The sequence below is a fragment of the Piscinibacter gummiphilus genome (genome assembly GCF_002116905.1).
GTDB classification, from domain to species: domain Bacteria; phylum Pseudomonadota; class Gammaproteobacteria; order Burkholderiales; family Burkholderiaceae_C; genus Rhizobacter; species Rhizobacter gummiphilus.
On sequence record NZ_CP015118.1, the window covers coordinates 2465937 to 2483467 of the forward strand.

At 69.9% G+C, this 17531-nt stretch carries 18 protein-coding genes; 5 read left to right on the plus strand and 13 right to left on the minus strand.

What is annotated here, in order from left to right; translation table 11 throughout:
• Positions 1 to 4 precede the first annotated feature (4 nt).
• Genes A4W93_RS10985 through A4W93_RS11010 form a run of 6 tightly spaced genes read right to left on the minus strand, consistent with a single transcriptional unit; the run spans position 5 to position 6006 of the window.
• Positions 5 to 1312: a sulfate adenylyltransferase subunit 1 gene (locus tag A4W93_RS10985; protein ID WP_085750644.1), complete on the minus strand. Its 1308-nt coding sequence runs from the start codon at positions 1310 to 1312 to the stop codon at positions 5 to 7.
• Positions 1312 to 2271, minus strand: a complete 960-nt coding sequence (cysD, locus tag A4W93_RS10990; RefSeq protein WP_085750645.1) for a sulfate adenylyltransferase subunit CysD — start codon at positions 2269 to 2271, stop codon at positions 1312 to 1314. The genes A4W93_RS10985 and cysD overlap by 1 nt, the downstream gene beginning before the upstream one ends.
• Complete coding sequence (locus tag A4W93_RS10995) at positions 2268 to 3029, minus strand: phosphoadenylyl-sulfate reductase (protein ID WP_085750646.1); 762 nt, start codon at positions 3027 to 3029, stop codon at positions 2268 to 2270. Before A4W93_RS10995 ends, cysD begins: the two co-directional genes overlap by 4 nt.
• Position 3030: 1 nt before the next feature.
• The gene (locus tag A4W93_RS11000) at positions 3031 to 3519 is read right to left on the minus strand and encodes a DUF934 domain-containing protein (protein WP_085750647.1); all 489 of its coding nucleotides are present in this window, start codon (positions 3517 to 3519) and stop codon (positions 3031 to 3033) included.
• Between the two features lie 3 nt (positions 3520 to 3522).
• Positions 3523 to 5217, minus strand: a complete 1695-nt coding sequence (locus A4W93_RS11005; RefSeq protein WP_085750648.1) for a nitrite/sulfite reductase — start codon at positions 5215 to 5217, stop codon at positions 3523 to 3525.
• Between the two features lie 21 nt (positions 5218 to 5238).
• Positions 5239 to 6006, minus strand: a complete 768-nt coding sequence (locus A4W93_RS11010) for a sulfite exporter TauE/SafE family protein (RefSeq protein ID WP_085750649.1) — start codon at positions 6004 to 6006, stop codon at positions 5239 to 5241.
• Between the two features lie 169 nt (positions 6007 to 6175).
• On the opposite strand from A4W93_RS11010, the gene A4W93_RS11015 reads away from it, so the two are divergent.
• A complete protein-coding gene (locus A4W93_RS11015; protein WP_085750650.1) occupies positions 6176 to 7102 on the plus strand; it encodes a patatin-like phospholipase family protein in 927 nt (308 codons plus the stop codon).
• Positions 7103 to 7253: 151 nt separating this feature from the next.
• Here A4W93_RS11015 and phaP read toward each other — a convergent pair whose 3' ends face one another.
• Complete coding sequence (gene phaP, locus A4W93_RS11020) at positions 7254 to 7808, minus strand: TIGR01841 family phasin (RefSeq protein ID WP_085750651.1); 555 nt, start codon at positions 7806 to 7808, stop codon at positions 7254 to 7256.
• Positions 7809 to 7982: 174 nt separating this feature from the next.
• Here phaP and A4W93_RS11025 point away from each other — a divergent pair, with 174 nt between their 5' ends.
• Positions 7983 to 8426, plus strand: coding sequence for an acyl-CoA thioesterase (locus A4W93_RS11025; RefSeq protein ID WP_085754124.1), 444 nt, complete (start codon positions 7983 to 7985; stop codon positions 8424 to 8426).
• Entirely contained in the window at positions 8423 to 9427 is a 1005-nt protein-coding gene (locus A4W93_RS11030) for a 2-hydroxyacid dehydrogenase (RefSeq protein ID WP_085750652.1), read from the plus strand. The genes A4W93_RS11025 and A4W93_RS11030 overlap by 4 nt, the downstream gene beginning before the upstream one ends.
• A gap of 4 nt (positions 9428 to 9431) precedes the next feature.
• Here A4W93_RS11030 and A4W93_RS11035 read toward each other — a convergent pair whose 3' ends face one another.
• Entirely contained in the window at positions 9432 to 10319 is an 888-nt protein-coding gene (locus tag A4W93_RS11035; RefSeq protein WP_085750653.1) for a ZIP family metal transporter, read from the minus strand.
• A 132-nt stretch (positions 10320 to 10451) separates the two neighbouring features.
• Between A4W93_RS11035 and A4W93_RS11040 the strand changes: the two genes are divergently transcribed.
• Positions 10452 to 10694: a hypothetical protein gene (locus A4W93_RS11040; RefSeq protein ID WP_085750654.1), complete on the plus strand. Its 243-nt coding sequence runs from the start codon at positions 10452 to 10454 to the stop codon at positions 10692 to 10694.
• Here A4W93_RS11040 and A4W93_RS11045 read toward each other — a convergent pair.
• The gene (locus tag A4W93_RS11045) at positions 10691 to 13060 is read right to left on the minus strand and encodes an ATP-binding protein (protein WP_085750655.1); all 2370 of its coding nucleotides are present in this window, start codon (positions 13058 to 13060) and stop codon (positions 10691 to 10693) included. The two genes, A4W93_RS11040 and A4W93_RS11045, sit on opposite strands and share 4 nt — an antisense overlap.
• A complete protein-coding gene (locus A4W93_RS11050) occupies positions 13057 to 14943 on the minus strand; it encodes a DUF1631 family protein (protein ID WP_085750656.1) in 1887 nt (628 codons plus the stop codon). The genes A4W93_RS11045 and A4W93_RS11050 overlap by 4 nt, the downstream gene beginning before the upstream one ends.
• Positions 14944 to 15183: 240 nt before the next feature.
• Here A4W93_RS11050 and A4W93_RS29620 point away from each other — a divergent pair, with 240 nt between their 5' ends.
• On the plus strand, positions 15184 to 15717 hold the full coding sequence (locus tag A4W93_RS29620; RefSeq protein ID WP_157131632.1) for a hypothetical protein: 534 nt from the start codon (positions 15184 to 15186) through the stop codon (positions 15715 to 15717).
• 211 nt (positions 15718 to 15928) lie between these two features.
• Here the strand turns inward: A4W93_RS29620 and A4W93_RS29625 are convergent, their stop codons facing one another.
• From A4W93_RS29625 to yjfF, 3 genes are all read right to left on the minus strand, one after another.
• Positions 15929 to 16099: a hypothetical protein gene (locus A4W93_RS29625; protein ID WP_157131633.1), complete on the minus strand. Its 171-nt coding sequence runs from the start codon at positions 16097 to 16099 to the stop codon at positions 15929 to 15931.
• Between the two features lies 1 nt (position 16100).
• The gene (locus A4W93_RS11065; RefSeq protein ID WP_085750659.1) at positions 16101 to 16385 is read right to left on the minus strand and encodes a hypothetical protein; all 285 of its coding nucleotides are present in this window, start codon (positions 16383 to 16385) and stop codon (positions 16101 to 16103) included.
• A 135-nt stretch (positions 16386 to 16520) separates the two neighbouring features.
• A complete protein-coding gene (yjfF, locus tag A4W93_RS11070) occupies positions 16521 to 17522 on the minus strand; it encodes a galactofuranose ABC transporter, permease protein YjfF (protein ID WP_085754125.1) in 1002 nt (333 codons plus the stop codon).
• Between the last annotated feature and the right edge of the window lie 9 nt (positions 17523 to 17531).

Consider the following 17531-nt stretch of genomic DNA (forward strand, 5'->3'; position numbering starts at 1 on the left):
GGCCTCAGGCCGCGCCCTTCACGAGCAGCGCGCCGCTCGTGCGGTTGCTGGCCGGGTCGACGATGATCAGCGCACCGCCTACGCGGTTCTGGCCGTAGGCCTCGACCGGCAGGGCCTGCTGCGTCTCGATCACGACCTGGCCGATCTCGTTGACGGCCAGCTCGTGCGCGTCGATCTTGTCGAGCGTGTGGATGTCCAGGCGGCTCTCGATGCTGGCGATGCGCGCCTGCACCCAGCGGTTGCCGTGGCGCACCCAGTACTTGCGGCCGACGACGGCGGGTTCGGTGTCGAGCCAGGCGAGCGTGGCGCTGAAGCGTTGCGTCTCCTTGACCGAGCCGGGCGTGCCGATCCAGTCGCCACGGGACACGTCGAGCTGGCGGTCGAGCACGACCCCGGCCGACTGGCCGGCGGTCACGACGTCGACCACGGACCCGGCGAGGCGCACCTCGGCCACGACGGCCTCCTGGCCGCTCGGGAACAGCTGGACCTTGTCGCCCGCCTTGACCTGTCCGTGGGCGATGCGGCCCCACAGCGTGCGCGGCTGGTTGCCGGTGCCTTCGCCTTCGCGGGCGACGTACTGCACGGGGATCAGCAGGTCGCCGTCCTTGCGCTCCTGCAGCGCGGGCAGGCTCTCCAGCACCTGCAGCAGCGACGGGCCGTCGTACCAGTCGGCGTCGAGCGGCTGCGTCACGTTGTCGCCGCGCAGTGCCGAGACCGGGATCACGCCCGCGACCTCGATGCCCGCGTGTTTCGCGAAGGCCAGCAGCGCGTCGCGCGTGGTGTTGAAGGCGAGGGCGGGGTCTTCCACCGCGTCGAGCTTGTTGACCGCGAAGACGATGCTGGGCACGCGCAGCAGGTGGGCCAGCAGTGCATGGCGGCGGGTCTGCGGCAGCAGCACCACCGGCTTGGCCGTCACGTCGATCTTCGTGATGTCGACGAGCACCACGGCGGCATCGCTGCCGGCCGCGGCCGTGACCATGTTGCGCGTGTACTGCTCATGGCCGGGGGCGTCGGCGATGATGAACTTGCGCTGCTTCGTGGCGAAGTAGCGGTAGGCCACGTCGATCGTGATGCCCTGTTCGCGTTCGGCTTCGAGGCCGTCGGTGAGCAGCGACAGGTCGATCGGGGCGCCGGCGGCGCGCTTCTCGAGCGTGTCGAGCTGGTCGGCCAGGATGGCGCGGCTGTCGAACAGCAGGCGGCCGATCAGCGTGCTCTTGCCGTCGTCGACGCTGCCGGCCGTCAGGAAGCGCAGGGCGCGGTGGTCTTTCACGGCGGGGGCCGCGGCAAGGACTGCGGCGTGGGGGGCGGTCATCAGAAATACCCTTCTTTCTTGCGGCGTTCCATCGAGGCGTCGGAGGTGCGGTCGTCCATGCGGGTGGCCCCGCGTTCGCTGACCGTGACCTTCAGCGTCTCGGCGACGATGTCGGTGGCGTTGGCGGCCGGGCTCTCGACCGGGCAGGTGCAGGTCATGTCACCCACGGTGCGGAAGCGCACCTCGGCGGTCTCGACCGTTTCACCGGCCTCGGGCGGCGTCACCTCGGTGAGCGGCACGAGCAGGCCCTTGCGGCGGATGACCTGGCGCTGGTGCGCGAAGTACAGGCTCGGCAGGGGGATGTTCTCGCGGGCGAGGTACAGCCACACGTCGAGCTCGGTCCAGTTGCTGATGGGGAACGCGCGCATGTGCTCGCCCGGCTTGATGCGGGTGTTGAACAGCGTCCACAGTTCGGGGCGCTGCTCCTTCGGCTGCCATTGGCCGAAGCTGTCACGGTGCGAGAAGATGCGCTCCTTCGCGCGGGCCTTCTCCTCGTCGCGGCGGGCGCCGCCCAGCAGCACGTCGAAGCGGTGTTCCTCGATGGCTTCCAGCAGGGCCACGGTCTGGTGGCCGTTGCGCGATTCGAGGGGGTGCGACAGGCGCACGGTGCCGCGCTTGATGGAGTCTTCGAGGTGGCCCACCACGAGACGTTCGCCCATCTCGGCCACGCGGCGATCACGGAACTCGATCACTTCGGGGAAGTTGTGGCCGGTGTCCACGTGCAGCAGCGGGAAGGGCAGGCGGCCCTTGAACTCGCCGTCGGCGCCGCGGTTCTTGAAGGCCTTCTCGGCCAGGCGCAGCACCACGCAGGAGTCCTTGCCGCCCGAGAACAGCAGCGCGGGGCGCTCGAACGCGGCGACGGTCTCGCGCAGGATGAAGATGGCCTCTTCCTCGAGCCAGTCGAGGTGAGTGTGGTCGAGCTCGGGCAGCAGTTGCTCCACGGTCAGCGGGGCGTTCATGGACGGTCTCCAATCAGGGAAGAAACGACGGGCTCCTCGGCCGCGTCGTCGTGGACGTGCAGGCCGCACTCCTTGGCTTTCTCGTCCTCCCACCACCAGCGGCCGGCGCGGAAGTCCTCGCCGACGGCGATGGCGCGCGTGCAGGGCTCGCAGCCGATGCTCGGCATGAACTCGTCGTGCAGCGGGTTGTAGGGGACGTTGTTCAACGCGATGTAGTGCCAGACGTCGTTCCACGTCCAGTCGGCCAGCGGGTTGTACTTGACGCGGCCCTTGTCGTCGGGTTCGACGAAAGGCACGTCGCCGCGGTTGTTCGATTGCTCGCGGCGCAGGCCGGTGACCCACGCCGTGCGGCCGTTGAGCATGCGCGACAGGGGTTCCAGCTTGCGGATGCCGCAGCAGCCCTTGCGCAGGTCGAGGCTCTCGTACATCGCCTTTTCCCCGTACGACTTGACGAAGTGGATCACGGCGTCGGCCTCGGGGCGGTACACCTCCACCGGCAGCTTGAAGTGTTCCTCGATGCGCGGGATGAGCGCGGAGGTCTGCGCATGCAGTTTGCCCGTCTCGAGCGTGCCGAGGGCGATGGCGATCTTGTGGCGGGCGATCAGGTCGGTGACGACCATGTCTTCGGCGCCGAGGCTCGTGGCCTGCACAACCGTCCCCGCGTGGTCGCGGGCGGCTGCCTGGAGCACCGAGACGGCGTGGGCCACGCGGTCGTCGAAGCCCTTGGTGGCGCGGTCGTAGAGGGCGATGGCGGTCATGTCAGCTCCGGGCGAACACGGGGTGGTTGTCCTCGACGTCGCCCTGGTAGTGGCCGGCGTTGTCGAAGAAGTGCAGCGCACGTTCGGCGTGTTCCTTGATCTGGTCGCCGCGCAGCACGACGGCATCGAAGCCGGTGCGCTTGAGCAGCGGCATCATGTCGACGAGCACTTCACCGGTGGCGCGGATCTCGCCCTGGAACTTGTAGCGCGAGCGCAGGATGCGGGCCTGGCTGTAGGCGCGGCCGTCGACCCACTTCGGGAAGTGCAGCGCGACGAGCGAGAGCTGGGGCAGGTCGTCCTTCAGCGATTCGATCTCCTCGGCGTTGTCGAACGAGACGCCGACCGGCATGTCCTTCGGCCAGTGGGCGCGCACGGCGTGCCACTGCATGTAGGTCAGCAGGCTGTGCGGGGCCGGGGTGAGCGTCACCATGGGGCCGTCCTCGCCCGTGATGGTGTGCCATTGGTCGTGGTGGGTGTCGATGAACTTCATGGGTCAGGCGGCCTTGGCGGTGGCACGGCGGGCGGCGTTGGCCGCGGCCTTGAAGGAGTCGAGGCCGACACGTTTGACGGTGTCGATGAACAGCTCGTTCGCGGCGCGTTCGTGGCGGTAGGTTTCGATGACGGCTTCGATCACGTCGGCGACTTCCTCGGCGGCGAAGGACGGGCCGATCACGCGGCCGGCGACGGCGTCGCCGCTGATGCGGGAGCCATCGGAACCGCCGAGCGAAACCTGGTACCACTCCTTGCCGTCCTTGTCGACGCCGAGGATGCCGATGTGGCCGCTGTGGTGGTGGCCGCACGAGTTGATGCAGCCGCTCATGTGCAGGTCGATGTCACCGATGTCGTACAGCTCGTCGAGGTCGGCGAAGCGGTCGGCGATGGCCGCGGCGATGGGGATCGAGCGGGCGTTGGCCAGCGCGCAGAAGTCGCCGCCCGGGCAGTTGATCATGTCGGTCAGCAGACCGATGTTGGGCGATGCGAAGGACGCGGCCTTGGCGGCTTCCCACAGCGCGAAGAGTTCGTCTTCACGGACCCACGGCAGCACGAAGTTCTGGTCGTGCGACACGCGGATCTCGCCCTGGCTGAAGCGGTCGGCGAGGTTGGCGGCCTGGTCGAACTGCTCGTCGGTGGCGTCGCCCGGGGCCTGGCCCGCGCGCTTGAGCGACAGGGTCACGGCGCGGTAGCCGCTGACCTTGTGGCCGTGCACGTTGCGTTCCATCCAGCGCTTGAACGCGACGGGAGCGTCGGCCGCCACCTGGAAGCCCGAGACGTACGGGGTCACGCCTTCGGGCACGACGAAGCTCGCGGCGACGCGGTCGAGTTCGGCCTGGGGAATGACGTGGGCGGCACCGTCGGTGTCGTGCTCGAGGATGTTCTTGTACTCGGCCTCGACGTCGTCGATGAACTTCTGGCCTTCGGCCTTCACGAGGATCTTGATGCGCGCCTTGTACATGTTGTCCCGGCGGCCGTGGCGGTTGTAGACGCGCACGATGGCCTCGATGAACACGAGGATCTGCTGCCAGGGCAGGAATTCGCGGATCACGGTGCCCACGACCGGCGTGCGGCCCATGCCACCGCCCACGAGCACGCGGAAGCCGATCTCGCCGGCCTCGTTCTTCAGCAGGTGCAGGCCGATGTCGTGCCAGGCCGTGGCGGCGCGGTCTTCCGTGGCGCCGGTGACGGCGATCTTGAACTTGCGCGGCAGGAAGGCGAACTCGGGGTGCAGCGTGCTCCACTGGCGCAGCACTTCGCAGTACGGGCGCGGGTCGAGGATCTCGTCGGGGGCGATGCCCGCGAAGCAGTCCGTCGTGGTGTTGCGGATGCAGTTGCCGCTGGTCTGGATGCCGTGCATGTCGACCGACGCGAGCACGTCCATCACGTCCGCGCTCTTGTCGAGCGGGATCCAGTTGTACTGGACGTTCTGGCGCGTGGTCAGGTGGGCGTAGCCGCGGTCGTACTCGCGGGCGATGCGGGCCAGCGCGCGGATCTGGCGCGACGTCAGGTCACCGTACGGCACGGCGACGCGCAGCATGGGCGCGTGCCGTTGCACGTACCAGCCGTTCTGCAGCCGCAGCGGGCGGAACTCGTCGTCGCCCAGCGTGCCGGCGAGGTTGCGCTCCAGCTGGTCCCGGTACTGGGCCGCACGCTGCTTGACGAACTGGCGGTCGAAGGAGGTGTACTGGTACATCGTGAGGAATGTCGTTGGTAGTCAGTGGATGACCTTGAGGCCGGCGGTCACGAGCGAGATGCAGAGCAGCGCGCGGACCAGGCCATCAGGCATTTTTTTCGTGAGCTGGGCCCCGAGCCAGATGCCGGGGAGGGATCCCACCAGCAACGCGGCCAGCAGACCCCAGTTCACATGCCCCATTGTCGCGTGTCCGATGCCGGCCACGAGCGTGAGCGGAACCGCATGGGCGATGTCGGTGCCCACGAGGCGCCTCGCCTCCAGGCGCGGGTACAGCAGAAGGATGAGCGTGGCACCCACCGCGCCGGCCCCGATGGAGCTCAGCGTGACCAGCACGCCGAGGATCAGCCCGGAGGCCACGGTGAACGCCGGCTTGCGCGATTCGGGGATCCAGCGCTCGAGCTTGAGGCCCACGCCGTGCCAGACGCCCTTGAAGGCCACCGTCACCGCCGTCAGCAGCAGCGCGATGCCCAGCGCGAACGTGAGCGTGCTGGCCCAGCCCTTCGTGATGCCGGTGAAGTGCATCAGCGCGAGCGTGGCGAGCGACGCCGGGATGCTGCCGGCCAGCAGCAGGCCCGTGATGCGGTAGTCGACGTGCCCGTGGCGCTGGTGCGCGACCGCGCCCGAGGTCTTCGTGATGGCCGCGAACCAGAGGTCCGTGCCGATGGCCACGGCCGGGTTCAGCTTGAAGAAGGTGAGCAGCAGCGGGGTCATCAGCGACCCGCCCCCGACGCCCGTCATGCCGACGATGGCGCCCACGCCAAACCCGCTCAAGATTGCAATTGGATCCATGTGCCACGTTGATCATTTCGGTGCCTCGTCACGGCGTGAAGAGCCCATGAACCGACCAGAGCAGGAAATGTAAGCAGCATCTATATATATGCGAAGAACATTTTTGTTGATTGTTTATTCGTTGGCTTGATAAAGCGGCGGCGTCACGCCGTCCTTCTACAATTTCCGGATGCGATTCCTGTCCCTTTCCCGTGCCGCCACGGTGACACTGCTCGCCGCAGCCTTGGCCGCCTGCCAGACCGCCCCGGTCGCCACCCCGCCCGTCGTCACCCCGCCGCTGGTCACCACACCCGATCCGGTGGCCGTTCCCAAGGTGCCCAAGCCACCCCGCATCGGGCTGGCGCTGGGTGGCGGCGCGGCCCGCGGCTTCGCCCACATCGGCATCATCCAGGTGCTGGAAGAGAACGGCATCAAGCCGGACCTGGTCGTCGGCACGTCGGCCGGCAGCCTGGTCGCGGCCCTCTACGCGTCGGGCAAGGACGGTTCGGCGCTGGCCGCCACCGCCCAGAACATGGACGAGTCGATGTTCACCGACTGGGCCTTCCCCGGCCGCGGCATGATCCGCGGCGAGGCGCTCGCCCGGTTCGTGCGCGAGCAGACCGGCGGCAAGACCATCGAGTCGATGAAGGTGCCGCTGGGCATCGTGGCCACCGACCTCGACAACGGCGCGCCCATCCTGTTCCAGCGGGGCGATCCGGGCGTGGCGGTGCGGGCGTCGAGCGCCGTGCCGGCCGTGTTCCAGCCGGTGCGCATCGGCACGCGGGAGTACGTGGACGGCGGGCTGGTGTCTCCGGTGCCGGTGCGTTTCGCCCGCCAGATGGGCGCCGACCTGGTCATCGCCGTCGACATCTCGGCCGTGCCCGACGGCGCCGCCACCGGCGACCCGATGCGCATGCTGCTGCAGACCTTCGCGATCATGGGGCGCAGCATCAACCACTTCGAGCTGCGCGAGGCCGACCTGGTGTTGCGACCGAAGCTGAACGGCGTGTCGGGCGCCGACTTCACGTCCCGCGCGAAGTCCATCCAGGCTGGGCGGGCTGCGGCGACCGAGGCCCTGGCGGACCTGCGCAACCGCATCGCCGCGAAGACCCGGTAAAAGAAAAGCCCCGTGAACTTGCGTTCACGGGGCTCAAGATACCGGTTGGTACCGAGAAGACAACCTTCAAAACACCCGCAAGGAGTCACTTGCGGAACCTGTCTGAGAGGCGGCCCGGAAAAAAGTTCCGGGCTTCTCGGTGCCGCGGGAATCAGGCAGCGCGCTTGGCCTTGGCCGTGGCGGTTTGCGTGGCCTTGACGGCGCTGGTGGTCACGGCCTGGAAGTTGGCTTCGGCGACTTCAGCGGCCTGCTTGGCGGCCTTGTGGACGCTTTCGTAGGCGTTGTTGGCGGCGGCGACGGCCGACTTGACCAGGGCCACGGCGTTTTCGGTGCCGGCCGGGGCGTTCTTGACGGCGTTGTCGACGACCGACAGGAACTTCTTCTGGGCTTCCGAAGCTTGCGCTTCAGCGGCCTTGCCGAGGTCGGCGTTGGTGGCGGCGGCGATGTCGTACACGTGGCGGCTGTAGGCGGCGGCCTTTTCGGCGGCCGGTTGCAGCAGGCCGGCTTGCAGGGCCAGCAGCTCCTGGGCGTCCTTGGCGTTCAGCGCGGCTTGCGTGGTCTGGGCGACTTCGCCCAGGGCGGCCTTCGCCACTTGCAGGTTCAGCTCGACGAGCTTCTCGACGCCTTCGAAAGCCTTGCTGGTCAGGCCGAAGAGGGTCTCGACATTGGCCTTGTGAGCGGCAACCAGTTGTTCTGCGGTCAGCATGGTGAGTTCTCCAGTGGGTATCGTTCAGGAACCTGATACAGCCTTTGTTGCGCTGCACCATGGCACGAAGTATTGCGCAGGCCGGACACCATTTCAACCCCTAATTGCTGCAACGCAGCATATTAGGGATGGACTTCTAAAAGCCCGTGTCGATGGAACAATGGTCACATGAACATGCCCGCCGCCCGACCCGCCCCCGAGCCCCGCGACGCCTACCGGCACTTCACGTCCCTCACCACCCGCTGGATGGACAACGACGCCTACGGCCACCTGAACAACGTCGTCTACTACAGCCTCTTCGACACGGCGGTGAACCGCTATCTGATCGAGGCCGGCGCGCTGGACATCCAGCGCAGCCCGGTGATCGGCCTCGTCGTCGAGACCCACTGCAACTACTTCTCGTCGATCGAGTTCCCGCAGTCGGTGGACGCCGGCCTGCGGGTGGCGCACCGCGGCAGCTCCAGCGTGCGCTACGAGATCGGCCTCTTCGCCGCCGGCCAGCCGCTCACGGCCGCCCGGGGGCATTTCATCCACGTGTACGTCGACCGCGAAACCCGCCGGCCGGCGCCCCTCCCACCCGAACTGGTCCGGGCGCTCGACGCCCTGGTGTCACCATGACGAAACCTTCCGTGCTGGTCGCCCGCGCGGTGTTCGACGACGTCGTCGACCGCCTGCGTGAACACTTCGACGTCGAGACGAACCCGGGCGACCAGGTCTTCCCGAAGGCCGAACTCATCGAACGCCTGAAGGGCAAGCAGGGCGCGCTGACCACCGGCAGCGAGCGCATCGACGGCGAGGTGCTGGCCGCGAACCCGCAGTTGCGCGTCGTCAGCAACATCGCTGTCGGCTACAACAACTTCGACGTGCCGGCCCTCGACGCCCGCGGCGTGCTCGGCACGAACACCCCCGACGTGCTGACCGAGACCACGGCCGACTTCGGCTTCGCGTTGATGATGGCGACGGCCCGGCGCATGGCGGAGTCGGAGCACTTCCTGCGGCGCGGCGAGTGGAACCGCTGGTCGCTGACGATGTTCGCGGGCAGCGACGTGCACGGCGCCACGCTGGGCATCCTGGGCATGGGGCGCATCGGCCAGGCCATCGCCCGGCGCGGCGCGCTCGGCTTCGGCATGAAGGTGCTGTATCACAACCGCTCCCGGCTGGCGCCGGAGGTCGAGGCCTCGCTGAATGCCCGCTACGTCGACAAGGCGACGCTGCTGCGCGAGTCCGACCACCTGGTGCTGGTGCTGCCTTACTCGGCTTCGTCGCACCACGCGATCGGCGCGGCCGAGCTGGCGCAGATGCGACCCACCGCGACGCTGACCAACATCGCCCGGGGCGGCATCGTCGACGACGCGGCGCTGGCCGAGGCGCTGAAGGCGGGCCGCCTGGCCGCGGCCGGGCTCGACGTGTTCGAGGGTGAGCCGCAGGTGCACCCGTCGCTGCTCGAGGTGCCGAACGTGGTGCTCACGCCCCACATCGCGAGCGCCACGCTGGCCACCCGCCGGGCGATGGCGAACCTCGCGGCCGACAACCTGATCGCCGGCCTGGGCTTCGGCCCGGACGCCGGCCGGCCGCCGACGCCCATCAACCCGAACGTGCTGCCGCTGCGTTCGGCCTGAGGTCTCAGCCGAGGGCGGTGTCCATCACCATCATCAGGCAGAAACCGAGGGCGAGGCCCAGCGTCGCGGCGGTCTCGTGGCCGTTGCGGTGCGATTCGGGGATCACCTCGTGGCTGACGGCGAACAGCATCGCACCGGCCGCGGCGGCGAGGCCCCACGGCAACAGGGTGCCGAAGGTGCCCACGGCGAGGGCGGCGAGCAGCGCGAACACCGGTTCGACGAGGCCCGAGGCCATGCCGAGCAGGGCCGCCTTCGTGCGGTCCATGCCCGCACCCACCAGGGCCAGCGCCACCACGAGGCCTTCCGGCACGTCCTGGATCGCGATGCCCATCGCGAGGCCGCTGGCGCCCGGCGCACCGGCACCCGCCGCCACGCCGACGGCCGCGCCCTCGGGGATGTTGTGGAGCACGATCGCGATCACGAACAGCATCACCCGCGCCGGCACCTGGCCACGCGTGGTCTGGCCGTCGGTGTCGAAGTGGGCGTGCGGCCAGGCGTGGTCGAGCCACAGCATCGCCAGCACGCCGAGGATCACGCCGGTGCTGACGATCGCACCGGCCCCCCATTTCGAGTAGCCGAGGTCGCCGGCGGCCGCGAGGCCCGGGACGATCAGCGAGAAGGCCGTGGCCGCCAGCATCACGCCGGCGCCGAAGCCCAGCATGCCGTCGGCGAGGCGCACCGGGATGCTGCGGGTGATGAGCACGGGGAAGGCGCCGAGCGCGGTGGCCAGCGCGCAGAGCAGGCCGCCCTGGAGCGCCCGCACCGCCTCGTCGGACAGCGACACCTCCAGGTGCTGCCAGGCCTGCAGGCCGATCAGCACGACGCCGGCGAACACCAGGGCGAAGCCGGCGAGTCGGCGGGGCGAGGCGAGGGCGGTGGTTTTCGAGGTCATGGAGCCATCCTTTGGATCGGGATGACTCGATTCTATTTAAGAATAATTCCTATTTGCGTCGCATTTGACTATGGCGGGCATAGGTCATCGGAAGGTGGCAGACTGTCCTCGTCCCCCGACAGGAGAACCGCGATGCTTCGCCCGCCCGCCCGCTACCTTGTGATCATCGACGCCGATGGCGCCCGCACGGCCCTGCTGTTCACCGAAACGCGCGAGGACGCCGGCGAGTTCGACGCGTCGTCGGAAGAAGTGGCGGTGATGGTCAAGGGCCTGCGGCCGACCCTGTCCGCCGACGGCGCCGAGTGGGACCGGGCGCTCGCCGGCAGCAGCCGCCTCGACCGCCAGGCGGCCGAGGTCTACACGCTCGACATCTAGGCGGTCGCGGCCGCCTGCAGGTCGGCGAGGCACGCCCGGCCGTCGGCCGGGGTGTGCACGGGCAGGGCGTCCGGATCCCACGCGAGTTCCGAGGCCACGCCGGCGAAGACGTCCGGTCCCAGGCCGTCCGGCAGGTCCGCTCCCGCGAGCCGCGCGGCCCGCGCCGCCCAGCAGGTCACTGCCCGCTGCAGTCGCAGATCACCCTCCAGCAGCGGCAACGCGCTCGCCAGTGCCGCACTGGCCGCGCCGTGTTCGCGCATCGCGAGCAGCGTGCGACCGCCGAGCGCCGTGCGCGCTCCCCGTTCCAGCGGTCCCGCGGGTGACCGCGCGGCGGCCTCCAGCACTTCCGTGATGCGGTCCAAACGGTGACCTTGCAGGTACAGCGCGGCCAGTTGCAGCAGCGCGAGCGGTTCACCGTCCGCGCACGATCCCCCCGGCGCGAACACGATCTTCTCGAGGGCGCCGATCGCGCCGTCGAGGTCGCCCCGGCGCAGGCAGGCGGCGGCCGCGGCACGCCCGAACTGCGCGGCTCGGGTGGTGTCACCGGCCTGCTGCCAGTGGAATGCGAGGCGATCGGGCGGCGCGCCCTCGTGCTCCAGCCCCCTGGCCACCTCGCCGTGCATGAACTGGCGCACGGCGTCGGGCACCGAGTCGCGCACGGCGGCCTCGATCATCGGGAACGCGAACCCGCGCGCGTCGAACACGCCGGCCAGCAGCAGCTCGTTCCACTTCTCGGCCACCTTCCACGAGGACAGGCCCGCGATCTTCGCGGCCAGGCCCACGCTGAAACTGGCACCCGCCACGCTCGCGAGCTGCGCGAGGCCCTCGGCCGTGGAGCTGCACGAGCGCAGCCGCTCGAGGAGGATCGAGCGGATCTGCGGCGGCAGCGAGGCCGGTTCGGGCTCGCGCGCGGCATGCGTCTGCAGCGAGATCATCTCGACGAGCACCCCCGGCGTGCCACCGCTCATCGCGACGAGCCGGTCGGCCGCGGCCTGCACGGCGGGCACCGCGTCGGGCTCGTGGCCCATCAGCGCGAGCACCGCGTCGCGCCGCAGCGCGCCGGGATGGATCAGGTGCAGCCGGCCGTCGAGCGCGAGCTTCTCGCACAGCGCGCGCACCTTGCGGCGCCCGCGCATCGGCCGGTAGGCCAGCACGAAGTCGCACCACGGCATCAGCTCGCGGCTGGCCTGCATCACGTGGACCAGCACGTCGATGCTGGTGTCGTCGAGCAGGTGCACGTCGTCGAGGATCACGGTGCGGTAGCCGGCCTGCTGGAGCACGCCCGCCGTGCGGGCCGTGCCCAGGGCCAGCCCCTGCAGGTGGCTGGCCGAGACCTCGTCGGGATCGAGGCGCTGCAGCCCCTTCACGAACTCCAGGGCGCGGCCCATCGCCGCCTTGTGCGTCGAGGGGGCGCTCATCTGGCCCACCCGCGTGGCCAGCCGCACGAGGGCGGCGAGGGGCGCGGCGCCGTCGGCTGGTTCGATGGCCCAGTAGAACGCGGGCTGCCGGCGCGCGAACTCGCGCAGCAGCGCCGACTTGCCGGCCCCGCTGGGCCCTTCGACGATCACGACGCGGCGGGTCGACAGCGCCTTGTCCATGTCGCCCAGTTCGCGTTCGCGCTGCAGCAGCGGTCGCGGCGCCGGGCTGTCGGCCGGCGCGCCGTGGTCGTCGCGCACACGCAGGATCGAGCGGTGCAGCGCGGTGGTCTGCGGGTCTGGCGCGGTCCCCAGGTGTTCCTTGAGTTCGCGGCGGCAGCGTTCGAAGGCGGCGAGGGCACCTGCGCGGTCGCCGCGTTCGACGTGGATGCGCATCTGCTCGCGGTAGCCGATCTCGCCGAGCGGGTCGATCGACACGAGCGACTCCGCCACCGCCGCCGCCCGCGCCAGATGTTCCGAACCGCGGTGGGTCTCGAGCCACGCGACGTGGCAGCGAACGACGCGCTGCTCGAGTTGGCGCCGCGCGTCCGACAGCCAGCGGCTGGCCTCGGGCAGGTCCGCCATGTCGACCCCGCCCAGCAGCCCGACGTTCGACGGTCCGAGGTCCAGGCAGCGGTCGACGAGGTCGGCATCGCTGCCCGCGAGGTCGACGGTCACGTGCGGCAGCAGCGTCAGGCGGTCGCCCGGCGCGAAGAGCCGCCCACCCATCGCGTGTTGCACGCGGTGCAGCAGCACGCGCAGGTTCGTGCGGGCCTTGCCCTCCGAACGCGGCCAGAAGATCTCCGCGGCGCGGGTGCGCGGCAGCGGGCCGTCGAGCACGATCATCGCGACGAGCACGGCGGCCCGCGGATCCGCGATGGGGGCGAACGAACCGTCCACGGCCCAGCCGGGGGTGCCGAGCAGGCGGATGTCGAGGGTGTCCGTCGTCATGGCGAACTCGCGAGGCCTTCACGCACGAGGCGCAGCAGCGCCCGGCGCGTGAGCGAATGGGAGCGGCCGCCGGCATCGTCCTCGAACGTGAAGAGGCTGCTGGTGGTGTCGATCGACGTGACGCGGGCTTCGAACCAGGCGCCGAGCAGGAACAGCTCGACGACGGTACCGACGCGCAACGAGTCGATCCAGTGCAGGGCGTCGCCGGCCGGGATCGCCGACGTCAGCCCGGTGGTGGACGGCCCCGCGTCGGACGGTTCGTGCGCTTCACCGCGTACGCTCCAGTAGGCCCGGCGCGAGGTCGCGCGCGCGTCGCCGCCCGTGGCCGGCACGTGCAGCTCGCTGTCGGCCCAGTCGCGCACCGCGGGGCGTTGCAGCGCGGACGCGAGTTCGTGTTTCTCGACACTGGGCATCGCGACACTCGCCATCCCGCGCTCGAGCACGGCCAGCAGCGGCTGCACGTCCTCCGGCGTGGCGGGGCCGCGCCCGCCGGGTTCGCCGCCGCTGCGCATGCGGTCGATCACGCGGCGTGCGGCGTGCAGGTATTCGGCGTACGCGCCCGAATCGGGACCTTCGGCGAGTTCGGTGCGCGCGAGCACCTCGGCCCAGTCGGCCAGCAGGAACTGGCGAAGGCGGAAGGGCATGTCGGTGCCGCCGATGGCTTCGCTGATGCGCTCGCGGTGCCGGTTCAGCGCGACGCCGAGGATCTTGCGGCGGCTGTTCTCCAGCCGCGCGAAGTGCTGCATCGCGGTGTGTTCGTTCTCGATCAGCTGCTCGGAGCGCGTCTGCGTGAAACGGTCGAACGATTCGAGGTGCGGCCGGAGGTCCCACACCGCCTTCTCGTCGAGCTGCATCAGCGTGCGGATCTTGTCGTCGGCGAACAGCACGAAGTCGTCGTGCGCGAGCCGGTCGCGCACGCAGTGGTTCAGCGCGTACTCGGCGAGCGTGCGCACGACGGACCAGATCGGGTGGTCCGGGGCGTAGAGGATCTCGGGCGAACCGAGCGCGAAGCGCATCGTCGCCATCTGCAGGCCGCTCAGCACGCGCTTGAGTTCGGGCGTGAGCCGCGGGTCGCTCAGCACGCGCTCGATGTTGGCGATCACGCCCTGGAACACATGGTCGCGCGCCTGCAGCGCCGGCGGTTCGGCCGTCAGGGCGGCCGGGGTGGTCTGCGCGAAGAGGGCGGCGGGGACGGTGTCGGGCGAGGTGTCCAGCGACACGTCGACGGGGATGGCCGTCGACGCCATCGCCTCGCTGCGCTTGATGACGAACGACGAGGACGCACTCAGGCCGCCGCTCCAGCGCGTGGCGCAGGCGTAGGTCGTCCGGGCGAACTCGGCGATGGACGACAGCCCGGCGCGCAGGCACGCGGCACGTTCTTCCGGGTTGAGCAGGATGTCCTCGGTCAGGCGCCACACGGCACGGGCGAAGGCTTCCGGATGGAACGGGCTCGACCGTTCACCGTGGACCGCCTGGCCCAGCTGGCGGGACAGGGCGTCCTCGGCCGCCCGGATCTCCCATTCGGCGTCGAGCTGGATGCGGCCCACGATGCGGGAGACCTCGATCGACTCGTTGACCACGTCGTCGTCGACCAGGGCCATCTCGTCGGGGGTGGCGCGGCGGCGCCGCACGGGCGGTGTGCCGCCGGCCCGCTCGATCATGCTGAACTCGAGCAGCTGCACCAGGCGCCGGCGCAGGAAAGGCTGGGCGCGGTCGAGCGCACGCTGGGCGTGGAAGAGCCGGCTGGCGGACTGCAGGCTGTCGGCCGCGGTCTGGGCCGCGTCCAGTTCCGCGATGGTTTCCTGCCGCCACCGCTCCGCGGCGTCCTCGAGTTCGGCCCGGTGCGTGTCGAACAAGTGGCTCAGGAACTTCCCGTCATCCATGCGAATCGGTCCGGACCTTCCAGTCCGATCAAAAGGGGGCGCCGGCGGCGAAAGGGGGGACTGTGCCTCAAGACCGTTACGAGGGGGTTTCCCAGGATGCCGGAACCGGTCCGCGGATGCCCAAATCCGTCACTTGTTGGCACTCCTTCGGCCGGGTTCTGTAACGGTCGGGTAACGCCGGCCCCGAACAATCCGCCCACTTGAAACGATCGCCCCGCCGGCCGTCCGACGCGCATGCCCGTGACCAAACCGACCCCGTTCACCGCCCTCGGCCGGCTGGCCCTCGCCACGGTCAAGCTCGCCCGGGCGCCGTTCGCCCGGCGCGAGGATGGTGGCGGCCCGGAGCAGGGATTCGGGTTCCTGCCGACGGTGCCCAGCGGCCGGTCCGTGCCGCTGCCGGTGCTGGCCCTGACGCGGCTGCTCGACCAGCACCCGTCGGCCCGCCACCGCCTGAAGCACCTCGCGCTGATCGAAACCTCGTGCCGCCTGTCCCCGGGCGACCCGCTGGCACACGTGCCGCCGCGCACGCTCGAGATCGCGATCCGCCAGCTGGAGCCGGTGGTGGACCAGCACCACGGCCTGCACGTGCTGCGGCTGCAGCTGGAGCGCCGTCTGCAGCACCACCGCGCCCGGGTGGATGCGGCCTTGGCCCTCGACGACCGCCGCTGGCGCCCTGACGCTGCGGCCAGCACCTTCGGTCCGCTCGAACTCGACGGCAACGGCCAGCTGGCCTTCGCCGAAACGTTGCCCCTCGAGACCACCGCCCGCGGCTGACCGGTCAGGGCGGGGTCTGCTCCCGGGCCTGACGCAGGGCGTCGTCCATCTGGCGGCTGGACCACTCGGCCTCGGCGAGCAGGTCGCCCACCAGCCGCGACATCTCGGCCGGGCTGATGGTCTCCTCACCCGGCTTGGCCGCCTGGAACAGGCGCAGCGAGATGCGCTCCTGGAGGCGTTTCAGGAACGCGGGGGGCAGGAAGGGGTGGGCCTAGTCGAGCAGCTGCTGGGTCCGGATCACCTCGCTCGCCCGTGCCAGCGAGTCGGAGCCGGCGCGCTTGCCCGCCATCGCGCGGTGCCACTGCAGCGCCGCGGACTCGAGGTCGCTCCGGTAGGCCTGGAACATCTCGTGGACCAGGCGGCCGTCGTTCAGTCGGATCATCTCAGCCCGGATCGGAGAGGGTGTCCGCGAACGCGGGATGGAAGTCCGACAGCCTCACGCCGTTGTCGGCCGGCGGCAACTCCGCGAGCAGGATGGCGTCGACCAGCGCGTCGAGGAGGCGCAGGCACATCTCCATCGAGGCATCGGGCACGGCCAGGCACAACTGGCGGACCTCGAGTGCGTACTCGGCGTTGCGGGCGAGCCAGTCGACATCGATCTGGCGGTGGTACGCCGCCAGCCGGGCCTGCACGTGAACGGCGGCGTCGATCCGGGCGGTGAGGGTCATCGTCTCTCCAGGGCGGGCACGTGAAACGCGCACTGTGCCGCAGGGGCGTTTCCCTGGTGTTTCATGCATCGGCCGTCTCGACCGACCACACGGGTCCCTCCCTGCCCAATCCTGTCGGTCAGGTGACCGTTAACGTCAACTTTTTCGCGATTCGAAGACCCGCTGCAGCACGCAGAAGGCGAAGAGCAGGGCGCCGATCACGATCTTGGTCCACCACGAGCTGAGCGTGCCGTCGAACATGATGAGCGTCTGGATGACCCCGAGGATCAGCACGCCGAACAGCGTCCCGGCGAGGTAGCCCACGCCGCCGGTCAGCAGCGTGCCGCCGATCACGACGGCCGCGATGGCGTCCAGCTCCAGCCCCACGGCGTGCAGCCCGTAGCCGGACAGCATGTAGAAGGTCAGCACGACCCCGGACAGCGCCGAGCAGAAGCCGCTGAGCGTGTAGACGCCGATCACGGTGCCGCGCACCGGCAGGCCCATCAGCACCGCGGAGTGTTCGCTGCCGCCCACCGCGTACACGGTGCGGCCGAACTGCGTGCAGTGGGCGACGAAGATGCCGATGGCCACGACCCCGAGCGCGATCACCGCGCCGATGGACACCGAGGCGTCGCCCCACACCGGGATGCGCAGCTGCGCGAGTTCCGAGTAGCCCGGCTCGGTGATGCTGATGGAGTCGATGCTGATGAGGTAGCACAGGCCCCGCGCGAGGAACATGCCGGCCAGGGTCACGATGAACGGCTGCAACCGGAAGCGCTGGATCAGGAAACCCATCAGCGCGCCGAAGGAGGTGCCCATCAGCAGCACGAGCGGGATCGCGACCCACGGGCTCCAGTGCTGCCGCTCGATGGCCCATGCGAGCACCATCGTGGTCAGCGCGATCACCGATCCCACCGACAGGTCGATCCCGCCGGACAGGATCACGAAGGTCATGCCAACCGCGACGATGCACAGGAACGCGTTGTCGATGAGCAGGTTGAGGAACACCTGCAGCGAGAAGAAGCCGGTGTACGAGACCGAGCCCATCGTGGCCATCGCGACGAAGAGCGAGATGGTGACGGCGAGCGGCAGGTACTTGCGGTCGAAGCGCCAGGCGGCGGGCCTGGCCGGCGGAGCGGGCGTGGCGTCGAGGCTCATGGGGGTGGC